This is a genomic window from Cupriavidus pampae (assembly GCF_914271485.1).
GTDB lineage: Bacteria > Pseudomonadota > Gammaproteobacteria > Burkholderiales > Burkholderiaceae > Cupriavidus > Cupriavidus pampae.
The window spans coordinates 161971-182603 of record NZ_CAJZAG010000010.1 but is presented as its reverse complement, the minus strand read 5'-3'; the positions used below and the strand labels follow the sequence as shown (position 1 = coordinate 182603).

Here is a 20633-nt window from a genome sequence, read left to right as displayed (position 1 = left end):
CAGAAACGGGTACGCCCACGCAAAGAAAAACGGCATGGATGCGCAAACATCCATGCCGTGCGATTTCCGTGGGTTCAGGCCCGAAGCGGCTGCAACATCTCGCTGCCGTCGGGGTTGTGCAGGCGCCGATAGAGCTCATCGATGCGGGAGCGGCTGCTTGCCAACTCCTCGCGACCCATTTCGGTCAGCAGATAGACCCGGCCAATGCCGTCGCGCAGCACACTCTCCAGATAGCCTTCCATCTGGAGCGCTCGCAATAGGGGTCGCACGGAGCCGATATCGACCTGGAACCCGTACTCGACGAGCATTTCTGCAAGCATGGCAACGGTGGCGGGCACCTCCATGGCGAATTGCAGCACATAGACGCGGGCCAGCAGGCCAAGGAACTGTCTTTTCATGTCGCAGGCAACGCAAAACTTGGGGCGGCGGTTGACGCCAGATTCGTTACAGCGGCTTACAAGCGCGCGCACCACCCCAATACGCGACGCCAGTAGCGTACGATACTCCATTCCCGCTGCGCACCATTTCTGGATTGCACAAAAAAAGAAGCCGCCAGGAGGGCCTGGCGGCTTGTCGGGAATGCGTCGGAGGGGTCAATTAACTCTGGCGCAGAACAGAGTTTAAAGGAATCGAATACGCGATGTCACGCCTTGTGGTAGGTACCCCTCCATTCGGGGGGTGTCGATTTTGGCGATGTGACGCAGGCAGCGCAGCATATATGCAACAACTGCCGTTTATGCCCAGTTTGCGTGCATAAAACAGGCGTTTCGACGCGGAAGGCGGCTCCCATGGCCGACTTGCGTCCCCTCAGGCAGATGTCCGAAAGCGGCTTGCGAAGTGCTTAAAAAGCCGCTGTAATGGTCGATATACGTCATCGAGGTAACCCGTATTTCGCGGCGACGACGTGTGTGGCCAAGGTTGTGTGTTTTGCGCAACGCTATTTGTCATCGACTTTGCCCTTCTCTCGTCACAATTCCACTGCCGCATGAAACCTAACGATATCGCTCGTCTGCTCGCGCTTTCCGCGATCTGGGGCGCCAGCTTTCTGTTCATCCGTATCGGCGCGCCGGTGCTGGGGCCGCTGCCGGCGGCGTTCTTTCGCGTGCTGATCGGTGCCGTCACGCTGGCGGCGTGTCTGGCATTCATGCGCGTCGGCTGGGACATGCGTGGCAAGTGGCGCGCGGTGATGATCCTCGGCGTCATCAATTCGGGCATTCCATTCGTGATGTACGCCGTGGCCGCGCTATGGCTGCCGGCAGGATATTCCGCCGTGTTCAACGCGATGACGCCGCTGATGGGCGTGCTGATCGGCGCGTTGTTCTTCGCCGAGCCGCTGACTCGCGCCAAGGGCATCGGTGTTGTGCTCGGTCTGCTCGGCGTGGCGGTTCTGACGCGCACCGGGCCGGTCAGTTTTTCGCCGAGCGTGCTGCTCGGCGCGGCCGCCTGCCTGGTGGCAACGCTTTGCTACGGGCTGGCGGGCTTTCTGACGCGGCGCTGGATCACCGCGCAGGGCGGGCTCGACAACCGGCTCGTGGCGTGCGGCAGCCTGATTGGCGCGACGCTGTTCCTGCTGCCGTTCAGCGCCGTGGCGTTGATCCGTGAGAACACGCTGCCGCTGGCGGGGCCCGGGGTCTGGGCCGCGATGCTGGCTGTCGGCATGTTCTGCACGGCCATCGCCTATGTGATGTATTTCCGCCTGATTGCCGATATCGGCCCGGTGAGGTCCCTGACGGTGACCTTCCTGATTCCGCCGTTTGGCATTCTCTGGGGCTGGATCTTCCTTGGAGAGACGCTCTCGCCCGCGCATGCGGTAGGCCTGGCGTTGATCGGCGGTGCGGTGTGGATGGTGCTGCGGCCCGCGCGACCGGCTTCGGCCCCGCGCGCGGCTTAACCAGGCGGTCGCAGGCCGGCGCGGGCGGAAAACGTCGGAATCAGTGGTGATGCGGGCCGCGGTCGTGACCGTGATCGTCGTGCCCCGCGTAGTGACCATTGTGGCGGCCATGATCGTGCCACTCGCGGCGCGAGTACCAGCGGCCACCGTCCCAATAACGGTCACCGTGCCAGCCAATCACGACCGGCGCCACCACGACCGGACGCGGCCCATAGGCCGGGGCGACGTAGACCGGGGGAGGCGGGGCGTAGACGGGCGCGGGCGCAACATAGACCGGCGCCGGTGCGCCGATGTTCACATCGACGTCGACGCGGGCAAGCGCGGAGGTGGATGCAGCCAGCGCGGCCAGGCCGACGGCTGCAATGGCGAGAGTGGATCCGAGAAGAGGGCGCTTGTTCATTGTTTTCACCAGTTGTGTGATGCTGTACCTCCACTCTACCGGTGTGGCGTATTACGGTTTTGACGCCTTTGTAACAAGCGTTGGCGATTCTGTAAGAGACGTTGTCCGCACACAACGCTCTGGCTTTGCTCAATCGTCCGTGACGCGTGGCTGGCATGCGGGACATAACCCGTACAGCACCAGCATGTGCTCGCGCAACTCGAATTCATTGTCCGCCGCAACCTGCCGCTGACGCCGCTCGATGCCCTCGTCGCGGAATTCCTCGACGCGGCCGCAGTTCACGCAGATCAGGTGATCGTGGTGCCCGCCCTCGTTGAGTTCGAACACGGCGTGATCGGCCTCGAACGTATGGCGTAGCAGGATATTGGCTTGCACGAGCTGGTTCAGCACGCGGTAGACGGTCGATAACCCCGCATCGACATCCTGGGTCAACAGGATGCGATACACATCTTCGGCGCTCAGATGGCGGCGGTCGCTGGTACGGAAGGCCTCGAGCACATGCATACGCGGCGAGGTGGCCTTGAGGCCAGCATGCTTCAGACGGGGATCGGTACTCACAGGTGACAGGGACATGAGGCGATTCGGCGGTCTCTCAGGCGGACATGGTTCCGGCGCGTGCGCGACCGATGCCTCGACCTGAGGTCGAGACCGATTTCGAAACCATGACGGGAAATTCAGGCGGAAAGGACACCCGGGACGAGAACGCCATGGCGGTCGTCCCGGGTGGTGCGCCGTGCCTGCACGACGCGCGGAATAAAAAGGCGGCCTGGCTTGCCACCGGATGACGCGATCGGGAAAGCGGGGTCTGGATGCTTTCCTGATCTTCCGATGACTGGCTACTGCCAAACGCTCCGCGTGACGGAGCGGTCCCCACAAAAGTCTGTAACGAGCAATGCCGCGTATCTCATGGCACCGCTTAGAAATTCTGTGCCGTCCGGTTGGTGTCTCGCTGTGCCCTGCACCGCGTGAACCAGACAGTGAAGCCAGTGTAAATACGAATCGATCTCATTACAAGAGAAATTTTCGCATGCCCATGCGGAGCTTGGGGGTACTCCGCATGGCCGGCGTCAGTTCAGCGGATAGCGCTTGGCCAGCGCGGTGAAGCGAGCGTCCTCTTTGCGCACCTGCGCCGCGAACTCGTCGGGCGTATTCACCAGCGGCTCCGCACCCGCCGAGGTGATTGCCTTCTGCAGTTCGGCGTTCCCCATGGCCTCGCGCACGGCGGCGTAGATGGCCTGGGTCACGGCGGGCGGCGTGCCCTTCGGCGCGAACAAGCCGAACCACGTGGTGTACTCATACTGCGGCAGGCCGGTCTCCACCACGGTGCGAACCTCGGGCGCGCCGGCGAAGCGATGCGTGCCCTGGTTGGCCACGATCTTCAGCGTGCCGGCCTTCTGATGCGGCAGCGCGGAGGCCACACCCGTCACCGCGAAGTTCACGTTGTTGGCGATCATGTCGGTGATGATGGCCGCCGTGCCCTTGTAGTTGACGACGATCAGGTTGGGCAGTACCTCCGCCTTGAGTTGCTGGCCGAACAGTTTGGCCACGTTCTCGCCGGTACCCATCGAGCACGGCGTGGTGGCGGCCTTGCAGTACGCGATCAGCTCCGGCAGCGAGGTGGCGGGGAATTTGCCGTTGGCCACGATCACGCCCGGCGATTGCGCGATATTGGTCACGGGGACCAGTGCGGTCAGCGGGTCCGTGCCGGTGAACGAGGGCGCGTGCTTGGTCAGCACGATGGCTGGCGTCTGCAGCAACAGCGTGTAGCCGTCGGGTTTGGCCTCCGTGACCTTGCGCGTGCCGATCAGGCCATCCGCGCCGGGCAGGTTGACGACCAGCACGGGCTGGCCCCACTGCTCGCCGAGCAATTTGGCCGTGGCGCGCGCCGAGGCGTCGGTGCCGCCGCCGGGGACGTAAGGCACGACGATGGTAACGGGACGGTCGGGCTTCCAGGCGGGCTGTGCCAGCACCGGCGAGATCGTGCCGACAGTGGCGACGATCGCGGCGGCAGTCAGCATGATGGCGCGCAGCGTCGTGCTCCCGAACGGGCTGCGGCGAGTGGTGCGGAAGGTTGCACGAATAAACGGCATGTTGGTCTCCTCCAATATTTATGTTGTGGTCAGCGTGCCCAGCGCTTCTCGAAGTCCCAGACTTCCTCGAAGCCGATCAGGCGGCAGAACTCGTTGAAGTCGGCCATCGGAATCTCGGGCGAGAGGCTGGTACCCGCTTCCTTGAGATGGCGCAGCGACTTCTCCATCGCGGCGGCCGCCACCAGGCTGGTCATGGCCGGGAAGATCGCGAGCGAGTAGCCGATCTCCTTGAGCACACTAGCCGGCAGGATCGGCGTCTTGCCGCCATCGGCCATGTTGGCCATCATCGGCAGGTCGAAGGCCTCGCACGCGCGGCGCATTTCCTCTTCGGATTGCGGCGCCTCGAAGAACAGGATGTCGGCGCCGGCCTTGGCAAACGCCTCCATGCGGCGCATCGCATCGTCCACGCCGAGGCTCGCGCGCGCATCGGTGCGCGCGATGATCAGGAAGTTCTCCTTGTCCTCGCGCGCTTCGGACGCGACCTTGATCTTCTCGACCATGTCCTCGATGGGCACACAGCGCTTGAACGGCGTGTGACCGCACTTCTTCGGAAACTCCTGATCTTCGATCTGGATCGCGGTGACGCCCGCCTCCTCGTAGCCGCGCACGGTGTGATGCACGTTGAGCAGGCCGCCGTAGCCGGTGTCCGCATCGGCGATCAGCGCGGCCTTGGACGTCCGCGTGATCGTGCGCATGCGATCGACCATCTGCGTATAGGTAGCAATGCCGGCATCGGGCAGGCCCAGGCTCGAGGCCGTGAGCCAGTAGCCGGAACCGTAGATGATGTCGAAGCCGACCTTGTTGGTCATGACGGTGGCGATCATGTCCTGCACGCCGGGGATGGTGATGAACTCGCCCGCGGCAAGTTTCTGGCGAAGAATGGGATTGGCCATGACGGCTCCAGTAGCTAAGAAGGAAAAAAGTAATGCGGCTCAGTCCAGCGAGGCCAGCCACGGCTGATCGCGCCGCACGCGTTCCTCGTAGGCGCGCAGCGCCGCGTCGTGACGCAGCGTGCGGTCGACCTCGTCCTCGGCGGAGAGCAGTTGCTCTGCATGGCCATCGGCGAGCACGACTGGAATGACGCTGCCATCGGGTAGTTGCAGCGTGCGCTCGGCCACGCGCAGATGCAACGGCGCGTCGGCGTCGGCGGCGAGCACGTGCGACAGGCGCGCGTGGTCGGCTGGCGAGACGATCGCCGCGACCACGCCGTTCTTGACGCAGTTGTTGCGGAAGATGTCACCGAACGACAGTGCCACCACGGCCTTTACGCCGTAATCCGACAGCGCCCAGACGGCATGCTCGCGCGACGAACCGCAGCCGAAATTTTGCAGGGCAACAATCATGCGCGGCGGCGATGCCTCGCGCATGAAGGCGACTTCCGGCCGGCCTTCCGCCAGCCAGTCGGCAAACAGATGCGCGCCCATGCCCGTGCGTTGCACGAGGCGGAGGAAGCGTCCCGGGAAGATGGCATCGGTATCGATGTCGTCGCGCTGCATGACCGCGGCGCGGCCCTGGACTTCTGCAATGACGGCTTTCATGCGAGGTACTCCCGGGGATCGGTCAGGTGCCCGCGCAGCGCGGAGGCCGCGACGGCGGCGGGGCTCATCAGATGGGTACGCCCCCCTTGTCCCTGCCGGTTCTCGAAATTGCGATTGGAGGTGGATGCGCAGCGCTCGCCCGGCGCGAGGCTGTCGCCATTCATGCCGATGCACATCGAGCAGCCCGACTCGCGCCACTCGAAGCCCGCATCGACGAACACCTTAGCCAGGCCTTCGGCCTCGGCCGCACGCTTGACGCTGCCCGAGCCGGGTACCACGAGCGCGCGCACACTCGACGCCACGCGGCGCCCACGCACGACTTCGGCGGCGGCACGCAGGTCTTCCAGACGGCCGTTGGTGCAGGAACCGATAAAGGCGACATCGATCGGTACCGACGACAGCGCCTGGCCCATCGTCAGGCCCATGTAGGCGAGGTTCTCCTCCAGGCGCGCGCGTTCGGACGGCTCGGTCCGCGTGGCGCCGTCGCCGACGCGGCCAGAGAAAGCCGCGCTGTCGGCAGGCGTGGTGCCCCACGTGACGAGCGGTGACACGGTGCCGGCGTCGAACTCGACGTGGCGATCGAAATCCGCGGCGGCGTCGGTGCGCAGCGTGCTCCAGGCCTGCGCGGCCCGTTCGAAATGCTCGCGCGCGGCGCCCTGCACGCGATCGCGCAGATAGGCCAGCGTGGTGGCATCGGGCGCGATCAGGCCAAAGCGCGAACCGGCCTCGATGGTCATGTTGCACAGCGTGAGCCGCGCCTCCATCGACAGGGCCTGTACCGTGGGGCCGAAGTACTCGACGCCATAACCATTGCCGCCGCTGGTGCCGATGTGATGGATGATGGCGAGCGCCAGATCCTTCGCGTATGCGCCCCGCGCCAGCGCGCCGGAAATGGCGATGCCCAGCGTGCGCGGCTTGCGCATCCACAGGCTCTGCGTGCTCATCACATGCGCGACTTCCGAGGTGCCGATGCCCCAGGCCACCGCACCCATCGCGCCGAGCGTGGCGCTGTGCGAATCGCCGCAGACCACGGTGCTGCCCGGCAATACGTAGCCGAGTTCCGGCGCGATGACGTGGACGATGCCCTGCAGCGGATGATCGAGGTCGAACAGCCGCATGCCGGTGGCCTGCGTATTGCGCCGCAGCGTGGCGATCTGCTCGCGGCTCTCCGCATTGGGGATATTCGTCAGGCGATCGGCCGTGGTCGGCACGTTGTGATCCTGCACCGCGATATGACGCGGCGACGAGCGCAGCGTATGACCGGCCTCGGCCATGCTCGCGAAGGCCTGCGGGCTCGAGACTTCCTGTACCAGATGCCGGTCGATGTAGATCAGGTCTTCGCCGGCATCGTTGCGGGCCACCGCATGGGCGGCCCAGATCTTGTCGAATAGTGTTGTCATGGTCTTGGCATGGTGGGGACATCCATGCAGCAGGCGAAATCAATCGAGACTGATATGGGCGGCCTTGGTGATCGCCTTGTTCTTGTCGAGATCACGTGCGATCTCGCGGCCATAGGCGTCAGGCGTGCCCGGCGTGGCGACGATGCCGAGCGAGGCCAGGCGCTCGACCATGGCCGGGTCCTTGAGCACCTTCTGCAGCGCGGCGCTGAGCTTGTCGAGCACGGGCTTGGGCGTCTTCGCGGGGGCCAGCAGACCCACCCACGAGTTGATCTCGAAGTCCTTGAAGCCGGCTTCGATCAGCGTGGGGACGTTCGGCAACGACGGCGCGCGCTGGCGCGAAGTCACGGCGAGTGCCTCGACCTGACCGCTCTTGACGAACGGCATCGCGCCGGTGACGGCCGCGAACGTAATCGGCAACGTGCCGCCGACCACGTCCAGCAGGGCCTGGCCACCGCCCTTGTATGGCACGTGGGTCATCGCCATGCCGGTGCGCTGATGGAACATCTCGCCAGCCAGATGCGTGGTGCTGCCGTTGCCGGCGCTACCGTAGGACACACCACCCGGCAGCGTCTTGGCGTACTTCTGCAGATCGGCGACGTTCTTGACGCCGAGCTTCGGGTTGGCCGCGATCAGCAGCAACGCGTCGCCGATCTTGCCGATTGGAGCGAAGTCCTTGAGCGGGTCGAACGGCACCTTCGCGTAGACGTTGGGATTGATCACCAGCGTGCCGTCGTAGCCGAGCAGCAGCGTGTAGCCATCGGGGTCGGCCTTGGCGACCATCTGCGTGCCGATATTGCCGCCAGCGCCGGGCTTGTTGTCCACCACGATCTGCTGGCCGAGTTCCTGGCCGAGCTTCTCGGCCACGATGCGCGCACTGGTGTCGGTCACGCCGGCATTGGCGAACGGCACGATCAGGCGAATCGGCTTGGTCGGATAGCTGCCCTGCGCGTGCGCGACGGACAGGCCGCAGGCGGCCAGCGCGAGCGTGGCACCAAGCGTAACGTTAAGCAGACGGCGGGTTTGAGTGGTGAGGGTGGCGAGAGGCTGTTTCACTTGGAGGTCTCCTGTTTTGTTGGGAATAGGCATCTGCGTGCCCTTGTCGATATCGTGGTCGATGCGGTTGTTGGCTGGGTATTCAGTTTCGTGGGTCCCGCGTGCGCCGGGCCGCGGCAAATTCCATCAGACGTTCATCGCGCCATGCGCGGCGCGCTTCGAGGTCGTCGTGCGACAGATGCTCGCGGCGTTGCGCTTCGACGTGCCCGATCAGATCCGCGTCCCACGGGGTGTCGTGGCCGCGCGAGTCGGCGATGCGCTGATACAGCGGACCCAGCCGCACGGCGTAGTCGGCCACGCCACCGGGTGCATTGAGATCGATGGTCTCGAACGGGCCCATGAACGACCAGCGCCAGCCGAGGCCATCGCGGACGGTCTTGTCGACGTCCTCGCAACTGGCCACGCCTTCCTGCACGAGCGCCCACGCTTCGCGCAACAGCACGGCCTGAAGCCGGTTCAGCACGAAGCCTTCGACTTCCTTGCGCACATGGACCACGGCCTGGCCAACCGCGCGCATCAGCGCGTCGGCAACATCGACCGTGCGCGTGGCGGTCTCCGGCGACGGCACCAGTTCCACCACCGGCACGAGGTACGGCGGGTTGACCGGATGAGCGATCAGCACACGCGGCGAGATCGACAGGCCCAGCGCGAACGCCGAGCCAGGAATGCCCGAGGTGGAACTGCCGACGATCGTGTCGGGCGCGATGAGCGCGTCCAGATCGACCATCAGCTGCCGCTTCACGTCCACGCGTTCGAGCACCGATTCCTGAACGTACGCGACGCCGTCGACGGCCTGCGCCAGCGTATCGACCGCGCTGATGCGGGCCAGCACGGCAGCGGGTGCCTCGTCGATCAATCCGTGTCGATGCAGCCCCTGCAGTTGCGTGTCGATAAGCGGCACCGCCTTGCGCGTGATCTCGGGGTTCGCGTCGAACATCTTCACGTGCAGGCCGGCGCGCGCGAAGACGATGGCCCAGCCGGCACCGACCAGGCCGGCGCCGACGATTGCCACGGGGCGGCCGCCACACAGTTTGTGAAGGTCGTGTTTGTCGATCATGTTGTCTCGTAGGTTTTGTTATGCGCATGCGGCGTGTGCACGCGTACGGTGCCGCGCTCGATCAGCACGCAGGGCACACTGACGCTGCGGGCCATCACCTGCCCGCCGATCTGCTCGAACAGTAGCGTGCGGGTGGCGTCCACCATCTGCTCCACGTCCTGCTGCACGGTGGTGAGGTTGAACGAAGGCCACGCGGCCTGCGGCACGTTGTCGAAACCGACCACCGATACCTCGTGCGGCACCTGCATGCCGAGCTCGGTGCGCAGGGTCTCCAGCGCGGCAATGGCCATATGGTCGTTGGCGGCGAACAGGGCGTCGGGACGGTTGGCGGGGTCACGGAACAGCGCGAGCACCGCCTGCCGGGCTTCGGCAAAGTCGTAGTGCCCGACGCCGCGTGCGTGCAACGGCAATCCCGCCGCGGCGAGCGCATCGCATAATCCGGCCTCGCGGTCGCGGCTGGTCGAGGCGTTCTCCGCGCCGGCCAGCCATGCGATGCGACGGTGTCCCTTGCTGACGAGCAACTCGCCGACGAGGCGCCCGCCCTCGCGGTTCTCCGAGGTGACCGAACTGGTTGAGTAGCAGCCCATCGCGCCCAACTGCGCCACGCGGTTGAACAGCACCACCGGAATACCGGCGTCGATGCAGTGATTGGCGAGCGCCGACGACAGCGTCGTCGATGCCATCACGATGCCATCAACCTGGTACTGAAGAATGTCGGTGAGCACGCTGTCCGCGTCCTCGGTCTCGCTGATGAACAGCAGCACGTGATAGCCGTCCTGCTGCAAGGCCTGACACAGTCGTTCGATCACCACCGGATAGAACTGGTTCTCGAGATAGCTCATGACCAGCCCGATGATGCGGCTGCGGCGCGTGATAAGGCTGCGCGCGATCGCGTTGGGGCGATAGCCGAGCTTGCGCGCGGCACTGTGAATCCGCTCGCGCGTCTCCGGTGCCACGCTCGCGCCCGGCGTGAACGCGCGGCTGACGGCGGACTGCGAGACCTCCGCCAGCCGGGCCACGTCGTGCGCGGTCACCTTGGCTTTCATGCCGCGGTCCAGCCACCGTCGAGCATCAGTGCGCTACCCGTCATCAGACTGGACGCGTCGCTGGCGAGGAACACTATCGGGCCCATGACCTCGTCGATCTGGCCCACGCGACCGAGCGCGATCTTGTCGACCACGAAGCGGCGGAACGCCGGGTCCTCGAACATCGACGCGGTGAACGCGGTTTCGATGAAGGTCGGGCACAGCGTGTTGACGCGAATGCCGGCAGGTCCCAGCTCCCACGCGAGCGCCTTGCTCAGGCCCTCCACCGCATGCTTGCTGGCGCAGTAGAGTGTGCGGCGCGGGCTGCCCACGTGTCCCATCTGCGACGAGACATTGATGATCGAGCCCGGCAGGCCAGCGGCCTGCAGGCTGCGGGCGACTTCGCGCGCGACGTAGAAGGTGGCTTTCACGTTCAGCGCAAAGACCGCGTCGATGTCTTCGTCGGGGGTCTCGGTCAGCAGCTTGGGCCGGTTCATGCCCGCGTTGTTGACGAGGATCTGGAACGGCGGACGACTCTCGATCGCGCTGCGGACTGCGGCGGAATCGGTGACATCCAGTACCAGGAAGTCGGCGCGGCCACCCTGCGCGCGAATCGCGGCACACGCCATTTCCAGCTCGGCGCCGGAGCGCGCGGCGAGCGTCACCGCGGCACCGGCCTGCGCCAGTGCCACGCCCGCCGCCAGGCCAAGGCCGCGGCCCCCACCGGTGACGAGCGCGCGCTTGCCGTCGAGACGGAAACCACCGAACGAAGGCAGTGGCGTTGCGGCTGTCATCCCTGCAGCTCCGGCACCGGCTCGTACCACGGCACGTCCGGACGATTGCCGTAACGGCGCACGCGGATATTGGCCTGCTCGCCATGACCGGCGAAGTTCTCCATATGGCACAGGCGCGAGCAGTACTCGCCGATCTCCGCGCTGGCGGCATCCGTCGTCACGCGCTGGAAGGTGCAGGTCTTCAGGAACTTGCCGACCCAGAGACCGCCGGTGTAGCGCGCGGCTTTGTTGGTGGGCAGCGTGTGATTGGTGCCGATGCACTTGTCACCGAAGGCGACGTTGGTGCGCGGGCCGAGGAACAGCGCGCCGTAGTTGGTCATGTTGTTCAGGAACCAGTCCGGATCGCGCGTCATCACCTGCACGTGCTCGGAGGCGAGCTCGTCGGCCTTCTGCAGCATCTCTTCGCGCGTGTCGCAGACAATCACCTCGCCGAACTCGGCCCAGGACTTGGCCGCGATCTCGGCGGTCGGCAGGATCTTGAGCTGGCGCTCGATCTCGGCGATGGTGGCATGCGCGAGGGCTTCGCTATCGGTCAACAGCACCGCCGGCGAGGTCGGGCCATGCTCGGCCTGACCCAGCAGGTCCACCGCGCACATCTCACCGTCCACCGAATCGTCGGCGATGACCAGCGTCTCGGTCGGACCGGCGAACAGATCGATACCGACGCGGCCGAACAACTGGCGCTTGGCTTCCGCCACGAACATGTTGCCCGGGCCGACCAGCATGTCCACGGGTGCAATGCTGCTGGTGCCGACGGCCATGGCCACCACGGCCTGCACGCCGCCCAATACGAGGATTTCGTCCGCGCCAGCCATGTGCATGGCGGCGACGATGGCCGGGTGCGGCTCGCCATGGAACGGGGGCGCCGTCGCCACCACGCGCTTGACGCCCGCCACCTTGGCGGTCAGCACGCTCATGTGCGCCGAGGCCAGCAGCGGATACTTGCCGCCCGGGATATAGCAGCCGACCGCGTTGATCGGTACGTGGCGGTGGCCGAGGAACACGCCCGGGCGGGTCTCGACCTCAACGTCGAGCATCGAGTCGCGCTGGATCTGCGCAAAGTTGCGCACCTGCGTCTGGGCAAAGCGGATGTCTTCCAGTTCGCGCGCCGACAGGCTCTTGACTGCCTTTTCAATCGCGGACTGCGACAGGCGGAAGTCCTGCGGATCCCAGTTGTCGAACTTCTTGCTGTACTCGCTGACCGCCGCATCGCCGCGGGTTTCGATGTCGCGAATGATGCCTTCGACGGTGTTGCGCACAGCGGTGTCGTCGTTGGCACGTGCCTGGACGTCACGTCCGCGCTTGAGATAACGAATCATGGGGTAGGTCTCCTCGGGGGATGTTTGTGCATACGTATGCAGAATAGAGTCGTTGCATTCGTATGCAAAGTCAGTAATTACCCTGAGAGTGTCCCCAAAGTCACGCAGGACGCACGCAGGCGCCTGCTTCGTTGTATTCCCTCGACACCGGTTGTAAGGATTGGCCGACATGCTGGATGTTTGACAGTAACAATGATTATCATTACGGCCCATGAGCACCTCGGGTTCCGTTCTCCCCTCCGCCGTCGCCGCGCCTTCCGTTGCCACCCTTTATGTCGACCACCATTCGTGGCTCAAAAGCTGGCTGCATCGCCGTCTCGGCAGCGCCGAGCATGCGGCGGACCTCGCACAGGACACGTTCCTGCGGCTGCTGAACAGCGAGCGCATTCCCGCCCAGCTCGACGAGCCCCGCGCGTATCTGACGACGGTGGCGAAGAATCTGATGTCGAATCACTGGCGCCGCGAGAAGCTCGAGCAGGCGTATCTCGACGCGCTCGCTCACGCGCCGCGCGACGTGGGCCTGTCGCCGGAAGCGCGCGCGATGATGCTCGAAACGCTGGTGGAACTGGACCGATTGCTCGATGGGCTGCCGCCGATCGTGCGCCAGGCCTTCCTGTTGTCGCAGCTCGATGGCCATACCCATGCGCAGATCGCGCAGGAACTGGCGATCTCGGTGCCGACGGTTAAGCGTTACCTCGTCAAGGCATTGCAGCGTTGCTATTTCGCCGACCTGTCTTTCGTCGGATGAAAGCGCCCTCGCATTCCTCCACCTCCTCGTGGTATCGCGCCACGTCCGATGCCAACACCGTGCCGCCCCAGGTCGCCGAGCAGGCGCTGGAGTGGCTCGTGGAACTGCAGGACCCTGCAGCGCAGCCCGAGGTGGTGGACGCCTGGCGATACTGGCGTGCCGCGCATCCCGATCACGAACGCGCATGGCGCCGCATCGAGTCTGTGCAGGGCCGGCTGCAACCGTTAGCAACGCCGGCCACCGCGGAGATCGCCCGCGCCGCGTTGATGCCGCCGGAGTCGCGCCCGCGCCGTCATGCGATCAAGACCCTGGCGATACTTGCGATCGTGGGCGGCGTCACATGGACCGCGCGCGAGCAAACATCGTGGCGTCAATGGGCGGCCGACTACCGCACCGGCGTAGGCGAGCGCCGCCGCATCGTGCTGTCGGACGGCACCACGCTGATGCTCAATACCGCCAGCGCCGTGGATATTCTGTTCACTGCTACCGAGCGGCGCGTGCGGCTGATTGCCGGCGAGATACTGATCACGACCGCGCCCGATCGAGAAGCTGTGCCGCGTCCGTTCCTGGTCGAGACCGCGTTCGGTACCGCGCGCGCACTCGGCACGCAGTACGTGATGCGCGCGCGCCCGCACGACACCGACGTGGCCGTCTACGCCGGTGCCGTCGAGATCCGCCCGCGTGACAATCCCGCGCGCAAGCTCGTGCTGCAGACGGGTTATAGCGCGAGCTACACCGCGCAGACGATCTCTATGCCAACTGCGGCCAGCAAGGCCGGCATCGCATGGACCGAAGGCTTTATCGTCGCGCGCAGCATGCGGCTCGACGATTTCATCGCGGAGCTCGGCCGTTACAGCCGCGCCACGCTCTCCTGCGATCCCACGCTGCGCGACGTGCTGGTATCGGGCTCGTACCCGCTCGACGATGTCGGCAAGGTACTCGACACGCTCGCCACCACACTCAACGTGCGCCAGCAGGTGGTCAGCCGCCTCTGGGGTCACGACGAGATCCGCCTCGTTCCGCCTGGCGCCCGCTAGCGGCGGCCGATATTTTTCTTCTTTTGAAAAAAATCAGAGAAATCTGATCTCTTTTCGAAACTCGCGGGTCAGGGAAGACAGGTACTTCAACTCTCTTCCATCGAAAGGTTTCATCCATGGGCCACGTCCGGACGCGCGAGCGTCAGTCTCATCGTGTCATTCGCCGTAAACTGCTGACGTCCGTGGTGGGCCGTATCGTGTTCGGTGGTGCGGTGGCCGTGCCGGCCGCCACGGTGCCGTTTGCCGCGTATGCACAGGCCGCGAGCGCGCGGACCTATGCGATTCCCGCCGGCACGCTCGAAGATAACCTCAGCCGCTTTGGCCGCGATGCCGGCATCATGCTGTCGTTCAAGCCCGAGATCGCCACCGGCAAGCAAAGCAGCGGCCTCAACGGTAGCTACTCCGCCCGCGGCGGCCTCGATGCCCTGCTCGCGGGGTCGGGCCTGACCGTGGTCGAGCAGTCCAATGGCAGCTATCAGGTAGTCAGCCCGACGGGTAACACGAGCAGCACCGCCGGCGGCGCCACGTTGCCGGCCGTCACGGTGACGGCCTCGCTGGACAACCAGCTACAGCCCGCGTACGCCGGTGGCCAGGTCGCGCGCGGCGGCAGCCTCGGCATCCTGGGTTCACTCGATGTCATGGACACGCCGTTCAGCACGATGAACTACACGTCCGAGACCATCGAGAACTCGCAGGCGCGTACGCTGGCCGACGTCGTGATCAACGAAGCCTCGGTGCGCACACTAACGTCCACGGGCGGCTTCGGCGAAGACTTCCAGATCCGCGGCTTCACGGTGCCGAGCGGTGACGTAGGCGTCAATGGCCTGTACGGTCTGGTCTCGTCGAGCCGCATGCCCGCCGCGATCATGGAGCGGGTGGAAGTGCTCAAGGGACCGGGCACGCTGCTGAACGGCATTGGGCCGAACGGCAGCGTCGGTGGCGCGATCAATATCACCACCAAGCGCGCCGGCGACGAACCGCTGACGCGCCTGACCACCACCTACGAGAGCAAGTCGATCCTCGGCGTCCAGGCCGATGTCGGCCGCCGTTTCGGCGAAGAGAAGGAATGGGGTGTGCGCGTCAACGGCGTGTACAAGAACGGCAAGAGCAATCTCGACGACGGCCGGCAGGAGCTGGGCCTTGGCGCGCTCGGCCTCGACTACCGTGGTCGCAAGCTGCGCTGGTCGCTCGATGCGTACTCGCAGCATGAAGGCGTGGAGAACTTCCGTCCGCAGATCGGCTTTGCCGCAGGCGTGACGTCGATTCCCGATGCACCGTCGGGTCACCGCAATTTCTTCCCGGGCACGCAGCTGTGGCTGCACGACTCGGCGGTGATGTCGCGCATCGAGTACGACGTGGCGCCGAACCTGATGGTCTATGCGGCCGGCGGGTACCGTGGGGGTACCGCGTACCAGACCTTCCCGTCGGGTCCGGTGGATGCGCTCGGCAACTTCCGCGTCACCAACTCTTACTACGATTCGTACAGCAAGACGAGCACCGCGGAAGTGGGGGCGCGCGCTACGTTCGACACCTTCGGTGTGGGCCATACGCTGAACGTGGGCTTCACGCGCCTCGATCAGGAACTCGGCAACGCGTATATCGCGAACCAGACGTCGGTCGCCTCCAACATCTACAACCCGACGCCGCTGCCGGCCGTGATCGGCGCGCGCACGGACGCGCAGAAGGCCTCGGATACCGCGCTCACCAGCGTGGCCGTGACCGACACGCTGTCTTTCCTCAACGATCGCATCCTGCTGACCGGTGGCCTGCGTCACCAGAAGGTGTCGCTCGAGAATTATTCGACCACGACGGGCGCACAGACGTCGAGCTACGACGCGAGCGCGATCTCGCCGCTGGCCGGCTTTGTGATCAAGCCGCTGAACTACGTCTCGCTGTACGGTAACTACACGTCGGGCCTGACGCGTGGCGGTGTGGCACCGACCACGGCGGCCAACGCCGGGGAAGTATTTCCGCCGTACAAGTCGCGCCAGATGGAAACCGGCGTGAAGGTCGACTGGGGCCGCATTACCACGAGCGTGGCCGCGTTCCAGATCAAGCGCCCGAGCGCGGTGACGGATCCCACCACCAACCTGTATAGCTTCGATGGCGAACAGCGCAACCGCGGCGTCGAGCTGTCGGCATACGGCGAGGTCGTGCGCGGCCTGCGCCTGATGGCCAGCGCAACGTTCTACGATGCCAAGCTGCAACGCACGGCCGGTGGCGTGAACGATGGCAAGGATGCGAATGGCGTGCCCGATCACACGTTCAACTTCGGCGTCGATTGGGACATGCCGTGGGTACCGGGGCTGAGCCTGTCGGGCCGCGTCATCAATACCTCGGCGGTGTACTTCAACGCGGCCAATACGCTGCGCATGCCGTCGTGGACCCGCTATGATGTGGGCGCGCGTTACCGCACCAAGGTCATGGGCAAGTCCGTCGTGTTCCGCGCCAATGTCGAGAACCTGTTCAACTCCGACTACTGGCTCGTGAGTGGAACCTACGCTACCGTCGCGGCGCCCCGCACCCTACTGCTGTCCGCGCAGATCGACTTCTGACGTGACTCCGACTTGAGGAAATTCTGATGACCAAGACCACCGCCATCGCGTTTGCCCTGATGGCCCTGTCCTCCGCCGCGCAGGCGCACCAGATCTGGATCGAGCCCGCGGACCAGCGCGCGGTAATCCGCTTCGGCGAGTTTGGAGACAACCTTCGCGAGGCGTCGCCGGGCCTGCTCGACAAGTTCGTCGCGCCGAGCGCCACGCTGATCTCCGCCAGGGGCGACAAGACCGCCGCTGGTGTGAAGACCGCCAACGGCTTCACGCTGCCGTTCAGCGCGGCCGCGGGCGAGTCCGTGATCGCGCAGGAGGCGAGCTATCCGATCTCCACGTTCAAGCGCGGCGACAAGGAAGTCTCCAGCTGGTATTACCCGGCTGCGCGTTTGGTCACCGACTTCGCGCCGCAGCAACCGAAGCTGCCGCTCGATCTCGTCCCCACGGGAGAGGCCGGCGCATTCAAGCTGTTCTTCCAGGGCAAGCCGCTGCCGAAGACCAAGGTCGCGCTCGTCACGCAATCGGGCTGGGCGAAGGAAGCCAATACCGATGAGCACGGCGTGGTGAAGTTCGACCTGCCGTGGAAGGGCACCTACGTGGCCGAGGTACACCACAACGACCAGACCCCCGGCGAGCGCAACGGTGCCAAGGGCGCGGAGCGGTACACGGCGGTGAGCTACGTGACGTCGGTGACGTACATCAAGGCCGATGGCGTGGACCCGATCCCCGCACCGCCCGCAGCGAACCCCTCGCCAGCCAAGTAAGCGGTAAAAGCGCCAGCGCGTTAGCGCTTTTGCCAGACGCGCAGGCCGAAGATGGGAAGTACGCCATAGACGTGGTCGAACAGGTCGGACTGTAGATGCTCGTAGGTTTCCCAGTCCGTCACGTTGACGAACAGGAAGACCTCGAGCGGCAGGCCCTGGCTGGTCGATTGCACGTGGCGTACCACCAGCGGCATATCGGCGCGGATCGCCGGGTGCTGGCGGAAGTAGGCCAGCATGTAGACGCGCAGCATGCCGAGGTTGGTTAGCGCGTCGCGCTCGGCGGCGTTATCGAGTGCGCGTGGTAACCGCACTGCCGGGCTCGCGCGCAACGCGTCGAGCAATGCCGTGTCGCACAGACGCACGCTGTCCGCATCGAACGGGATGGCGTGCCGCACGCGGCGCGCGCCGGTGTCCATCATGCCGCGCCAATTCTTGACGCCGTTGCTCAGCAGCACATAGCTCGGCAGCGTAATGATCGTGTTGTCGAAGTTCTGCACCTTGATCGTGTTGAGCGAGATATCGGTGACCACGCCATCGGCGACGTAGCCGGGTACCTCGATCCAGTCGCCGATGCGCAGCATGTCGTAGGCGGCCAGCTGGATGCTCGCGACGAAGCCAAGCAGCGAGTCGCGGAACACCACGATCAGCAGCGCCGTCATCGCGCTGACGCCAGTCAGGAAGTAAGTCGGAGAGCGATCGAGCAGCAGCGAGACAATGGCGATCAGCGCCATCAGGTACAGCACGATCGTGGCCACTTGCAGAAAACTCTTGATCGGCCGCTCGCTCGCATGCGGGAAATGGCTGTAGCGGTCCTCGATGCTGGCCAGGAACGCGAAGCCCGCACGTAGCGCGGCATACACCATGAAGCAGGCGGCGATCACCGCCACCGGTCGACCGAGCATCGAGACGATCGGAAACGAGACGCCGGTCAGCAGCGGTGCCGACACGTAGACGATCCATGCCGGCACGATCGGCGCGAGCCGATCGAAGACCTTGCGCCGCTGAGCTGCGCGCAGCCACTTGCGGTGCTCGCCGCGTGCCAGGCGCCGCACCGCCCACAGCAGCAGGACGCGTGTGATGGCGTAGCACAGGATGCTCGCCAGCGCGATCGTCACCAGCAGACCCACGACCAGTGCCACTGCCACCGGCAGGCTGTCGGTCTGGACGTAGATCTGCGGCCACCCGTCCGGCCCTTCCACGATGCGAAACATGTCTGCGAACATAGCTCCTCGCGGGGAAACGACGCGCGGCGCGCTTCGTCACCAAGCATTGTAGTGGCCACTCGCGCGCGCGAAAGGGGGGCAAACACATGACGGCGGTCATCGATCGTCATGTCCGCGACGCCTGGTCGCGTTGTCCTCCTGAGTGAAGGCCATTATCATCCACGGCCTGAAACACCTTTCTCCGGCCGTAGCCGGGATGACGTCATGGGATTTCCGTCGCCGATCGCGTTTGTTGTCGGCCTCCTCGGCAGCCGCCGTGCCGCGCGGGCCGGGGGCAAAGATGCCGACGCAGCTACCGAGCGCCCCACGCTGATCGCCTTCGCCAGCCAGACCGGCTTCGCCGAGCAACTCGCGATGCAGACCGCACGCGCGTTGCAAGGCGCTGGCGTGCCCGTGCGCGTTTCATCGTTCGCCGATCTCGACGGCGCGCAGCTCGCCGCATGCGGACAGGCGCTGTTTCTCGTCAGCACCACGGGCGAGGGCGATGCGCCGGACAGCGCTTCTGGATTTACGCGGCGTATGCTCGCGGGGGGTGCGCCGGACAGCCTGCGTCAGTTGCGCTACGGCATCCTCGCGCTCGGCGACAGCAGCTATGCGCGCTTCTGCGCGTTCGGTCATACGTTGTCGGCCTGGCTGCAGCGTCATCATGCGCAGCCGCTGTTCGATATGGTCGAGGTCGACAACGGCGATCCCGGCGCATTGCGGCACTGGCAGAGCCATCTGTCGGCACTGTCGGGCGGTGCCGACATCGCCGATTGGGCGCGGCCGCGCTATGGTCGCTGGCAACTCGTGGAACGTCGCCTGCTCAATCCGGGCAGCGCTGGCGAGCCGGCCTTTCATCTTGCACTCGTGCCGGAAGACCAGAACGCACTGGAATGGTCGGCCGGCGATATCGCCGAAGTCGGTCCGTGCCATCCGCCCGACGTCGTCACCGCGTTGCTGGCGCGGTTGTCGCTCGATGGCGCCGCGCCCGTCCGTTGCGACAGCCGGCCGACCACGCTCGCCGACGCGTTGGCCACACGACTGCCTTTGCCTGATGCACATCTCGACACGCTGGCGGGCTTGTCGCCGCAGCGCATCGTCGACGCGCTGCCGGCGCTGCCGCATCGCGAGTATTCGATTGCTTCGCTGCCCGCCGATGGACGCCTCGAATTGCTGGTGCGCCAGCAGCGCCACGCCGATGGGCGCGTGGGGCTGGCCTCGGGCTGGCTGACCGAACATGCGGCGGTGGGCGCGGCGATCGCCATGCGCGTGCGCGTCAACCGCGCCTTCCATGCGCCGGCCGATGACCGGCCTCTGATCCTGATCGGCAACGGCACCGGCCTCGCGGGCTTGCGCGCGTTACTGAAGGCACGCGCGTCCGCGGGCCAGTATCGCAACTGGCTGCTGTTCGGCGAACGTTCGGCCGCGCACGATGCGTTCTATGGCGACGAGCTCGTGCAATGGCAGGCGAGTGGCGTGCTGCAGCGCGTCGACCTCGTCTACTCGCGCGATGGCGGACCGCTGCGCTACGTTCAGGACGCCGTGGCCGAGCAGGCGGTGGCGCTGCGTGACTGGATCGCAGACGGCGCGTCGATCCATGTTTGCGGCAGCCTGCAGGGCATGGCCGGCGGCGTGCATGACGCGCTGGTGTCGATCGTCGGCGACGCTGCATTGCAGCAGATGACTGAAGACGGGCGTTATCGCCGCGACGTGTATTGAAAACTGCGTTGAAGCCGCGCGCGCAGCAAACGCGCGTTTGACGA

19 protein-coding genes are annotated in these 20633 nt (G+C 65.4%); 6 read left to right on the top strand and 13 right to left on the bottom strand.

Annotation, left to right across the window (positions count from 1 at the left end; all coding sequences use genetic code 11):
- Positions 1-74: 74 nt before the first annotated feature.
- Positions 75-398 (bottom strand): PadR family transcriptional regulator, encoded by a 324-nt coding sequence (locus LDO41_RS24860; RefSeq protein WP_223993433.1) that lies wholly within the window; start codon positions 396-398, stop codon positions 75-77.
- A gap of 587 nt (positions 399-985) precedes the next feature.
- Between LDO41_RS24860 and LDO41_RS24855 the strand changes: the two genes are divergently transcribed.
- Positions 986-1891 (top strand): DMT family transporter, encoded by a 906-nt coding sequence (locus LDO41_RS24855; protein WP_223993158.1) that lies wholly within the window; start codon positions 986-988, stop codon positions 1889-1891.
- Positions 1892-1931: 40 nt separating this feature from the next.
- Here the strand turns inward: LDO41_RS24855 and LDO41_RS24850 are convergent, their stop codons facing one another.
- From LDO41_RS24850 to hisD, 11 genes are all read right to left on the bottom strand, one after another.
- Entirely contained in the window at positions 1932-2291 is a 360-nt protein-coding gene (locus LDO41_RS24850) for a hypothetical protein (RefSeq protein ID WP_223993156.1), read from the bottom strand.
- A 129-nt stretch (positions 2292-2420) separates the two neighbouring features.
- Complete coding sequence (gene fur, locus LDO41_RS24845; RefSeq protein WP_223993154.1) at positions 2421-2864, bottom strand: ferric iron uptake transcriptional regulator; 444 nt, start codon at positions 2862-2864, stop codon at positions 2421-2423.
- 494 nt (positions 2865-3358) lie between these two features.
- Positions 3359-4381 (bottom strand): tripartite tricarboxylate transporter substrate binding protein, encoded by a 1023-nt coding sequence (locus LDO41_RS24840; RefSeq protein WP_223993151.1) that lies wholly within the window; start codon positions 4379-4381, stop codon positions 3359-3361.
- 29 nt (positions 4382-4410) lie between these two features.
- Positions 4411-5274 (bottom strand): isocitrate lyase/PEP mutase family protein, encoded by an 864-nt coding sequence (locus LDO41_RS24835; protein ID WP_223993149.1) that lies wholly within the window; start codon positions 5272-5274, stop codon positions 4411-4413.
- Between the two features lie 39 nt (positions 5275-5313).
- Positions 5314-5919: a 3-isopropylmalate dehydratase small subunit gene (gene leuD / locus LDO41_RS24830; RefSeq protein WP_223993148.1), complete on the bottom strand. Its 606-nt coding sequence runs from the start codon at positions 5917-5919 to the stop codon at positions 5314-5316.
- On the bottom strand, positions 5916-7319 hold the full coding sequence (gene leuC, locus LDO41_RS24825; protein WP_223993145.1) for a 3-isopropylmalate dehydratase large subunit: 1404 nt from the start codon (positions 7317-7319) through the stop codon (positions 5916-5918). The genes leuD and leuC overlap by 4 nt, the downstream gene beginning before the upstream one ends.
- Before the next feature lie 39 nt (positions 7320-7358).
- Positions 7359-8372: a Bug family tripartite tricarboxylate transporter substrate binding protein gene (locus LDO41_RS24820; protein WP_223993143.1), complete on the bottom strand. Its 1014-nt coding sequence runs from the start codon at positions 8370-8372 to the stop codon at positions 7359-7361.
- Positions 8373-8454: 82 nt separating this feature from the next.
- Complete coding sequence (locus LDO41_RS24815; protein ID WP_223993141.1) at positions 8455-9429, bottom strand: 3-hydroxyacyl-CoA dehydrogenase; 975 nt, start codon at positions 9427-9429, stop codon at positions 8455-8457.
- Positions 9426-10475, bottom strand: a complete 1050-nt coding sequence (locus LDO41_RS24810) for a LacI family DNA-binding transcriptional regulator (protein ID WP_223993140.1) — start codon at positions 10473-10475, stop codon at positions 9426-9428. The genes LDO41_RS24815 and LDO41_RS24810 overlap by 4 nt, the downstream gene beginning before the upstream one ends.
- Positions 10472-11248: an SDR family NAD(P)-dependent oxidoreductase gene (locus tag LDO41_RS24805; RefSeq protein WP_223993139.1), complete on the bottom strand. Its 777-nt coding sequence runs from the start codon at positions 11246-11248 to the stop codon at positions 10472-10474. Before LDO41_RS24805 ends, LDO41_RS24810 begins: the two co-directional genes overlap by 4 nt.
- Entirely contained in the window at positions 11245-12567 is a 1323-nt protein-coding gene (gene hisD / locus LDO41_RS24800; RefSeq protein ID WP_223993137.1) for a histidinol dehydrogenase, read from the bottom strand. Before hisD ends, LDO41_RS24805 begins: the two co-directional genes overlap by 4 nt.
- Before the next feature lie 211 nt (positions 12568-12778).
- Here hisD and LDO41_RS24795 point away from each other — a divergent pair, with 211 nt between their 5' ends.
- The 4 genes from LDO41_RS24795 (at position 12779) to LDO41_RS24780 (ending at position 17665) form a co-directional block, all read left to right on the top strand.
- Entirely contained in the window at positions 12779-13315 is a 537-nt protein-coding gene (locus tag LDO41_RS24795; RefSeq protein ID WP_223993128.1) for a sigma-70 family RNA polymerase sigma factor, read from the top strand.
- Positions 13312-14352, top strand: a complete 1041-nt coding sequence (locus LDO41_RS24790; RefSeq protein ID WP_223993125.1) for a FecR domain-containing protein — start codon at positions 13312-13314, stop codon at positions 14350-14352. Before LDO41_RS24795 ends, LDO41_RS24790 begins: the two co-directional genes overlap by 4 nt.
- Positions 14353-14468: 116 nt before the next feature.
- The gene (locus tag LDO41_RS24785; protein ID WP_223993123.1) at positions 14469-16907 is read left to right on the top strand and encodes a TonB-dependent receptor; all 2439 of its coding nucleotides are present in this window, start codon (positions 14469-14471) and stop codon (positions 16905-16907) included.
- A 26-nt stretch (positions 16908-16933) separates the two neighbouring features.
- Positions 16934-17665: a DUF4198 domain-containing protein gene (locus LDO41_RS24780; protein ID WP_223993121.1), complete on the top strand. Its 732-nt coding sequence runs from the start codon at positions 16934-16936 to the stop codon at positions 17663-17665.
- Between the two features lie 20 nt (positions 17666-17685).
- Here LDO41_RS24780 and LDO41_RS24775 read toward each other — a convergent pair whose 3' ends face one another.
- Complete coding sequence (locus LDO41_RS24775) at positions 17686-18876, bottom strand: mechanosensitive ion channel family protein (RefSeq protein WP_223993119.1); 1191 nt, start codon at positions 18874-18876, stop codon at positions 17686-17688.
- Positions 18877-19092: 216 nt separating this feature from the next.
- Between LDO41_RS24775 and LDO41_RS24770 the strand changes: the two genes are divergently transcribed.
- Positions 19093-20589 carry a sulfite reductase subunit alpha gene (locus LDO41_RS24770; protein WP_223993117.1) on the top strand — a complete coding sequence of 499 codons (1497 nt, stop codon included), beginning with the start codon at positions 19093-19095 and terminating at the stop codon, positions 20587-20589.
- The last annotated feature ends 44 nt before the right edge of the window (positions 20590-20633 follow it).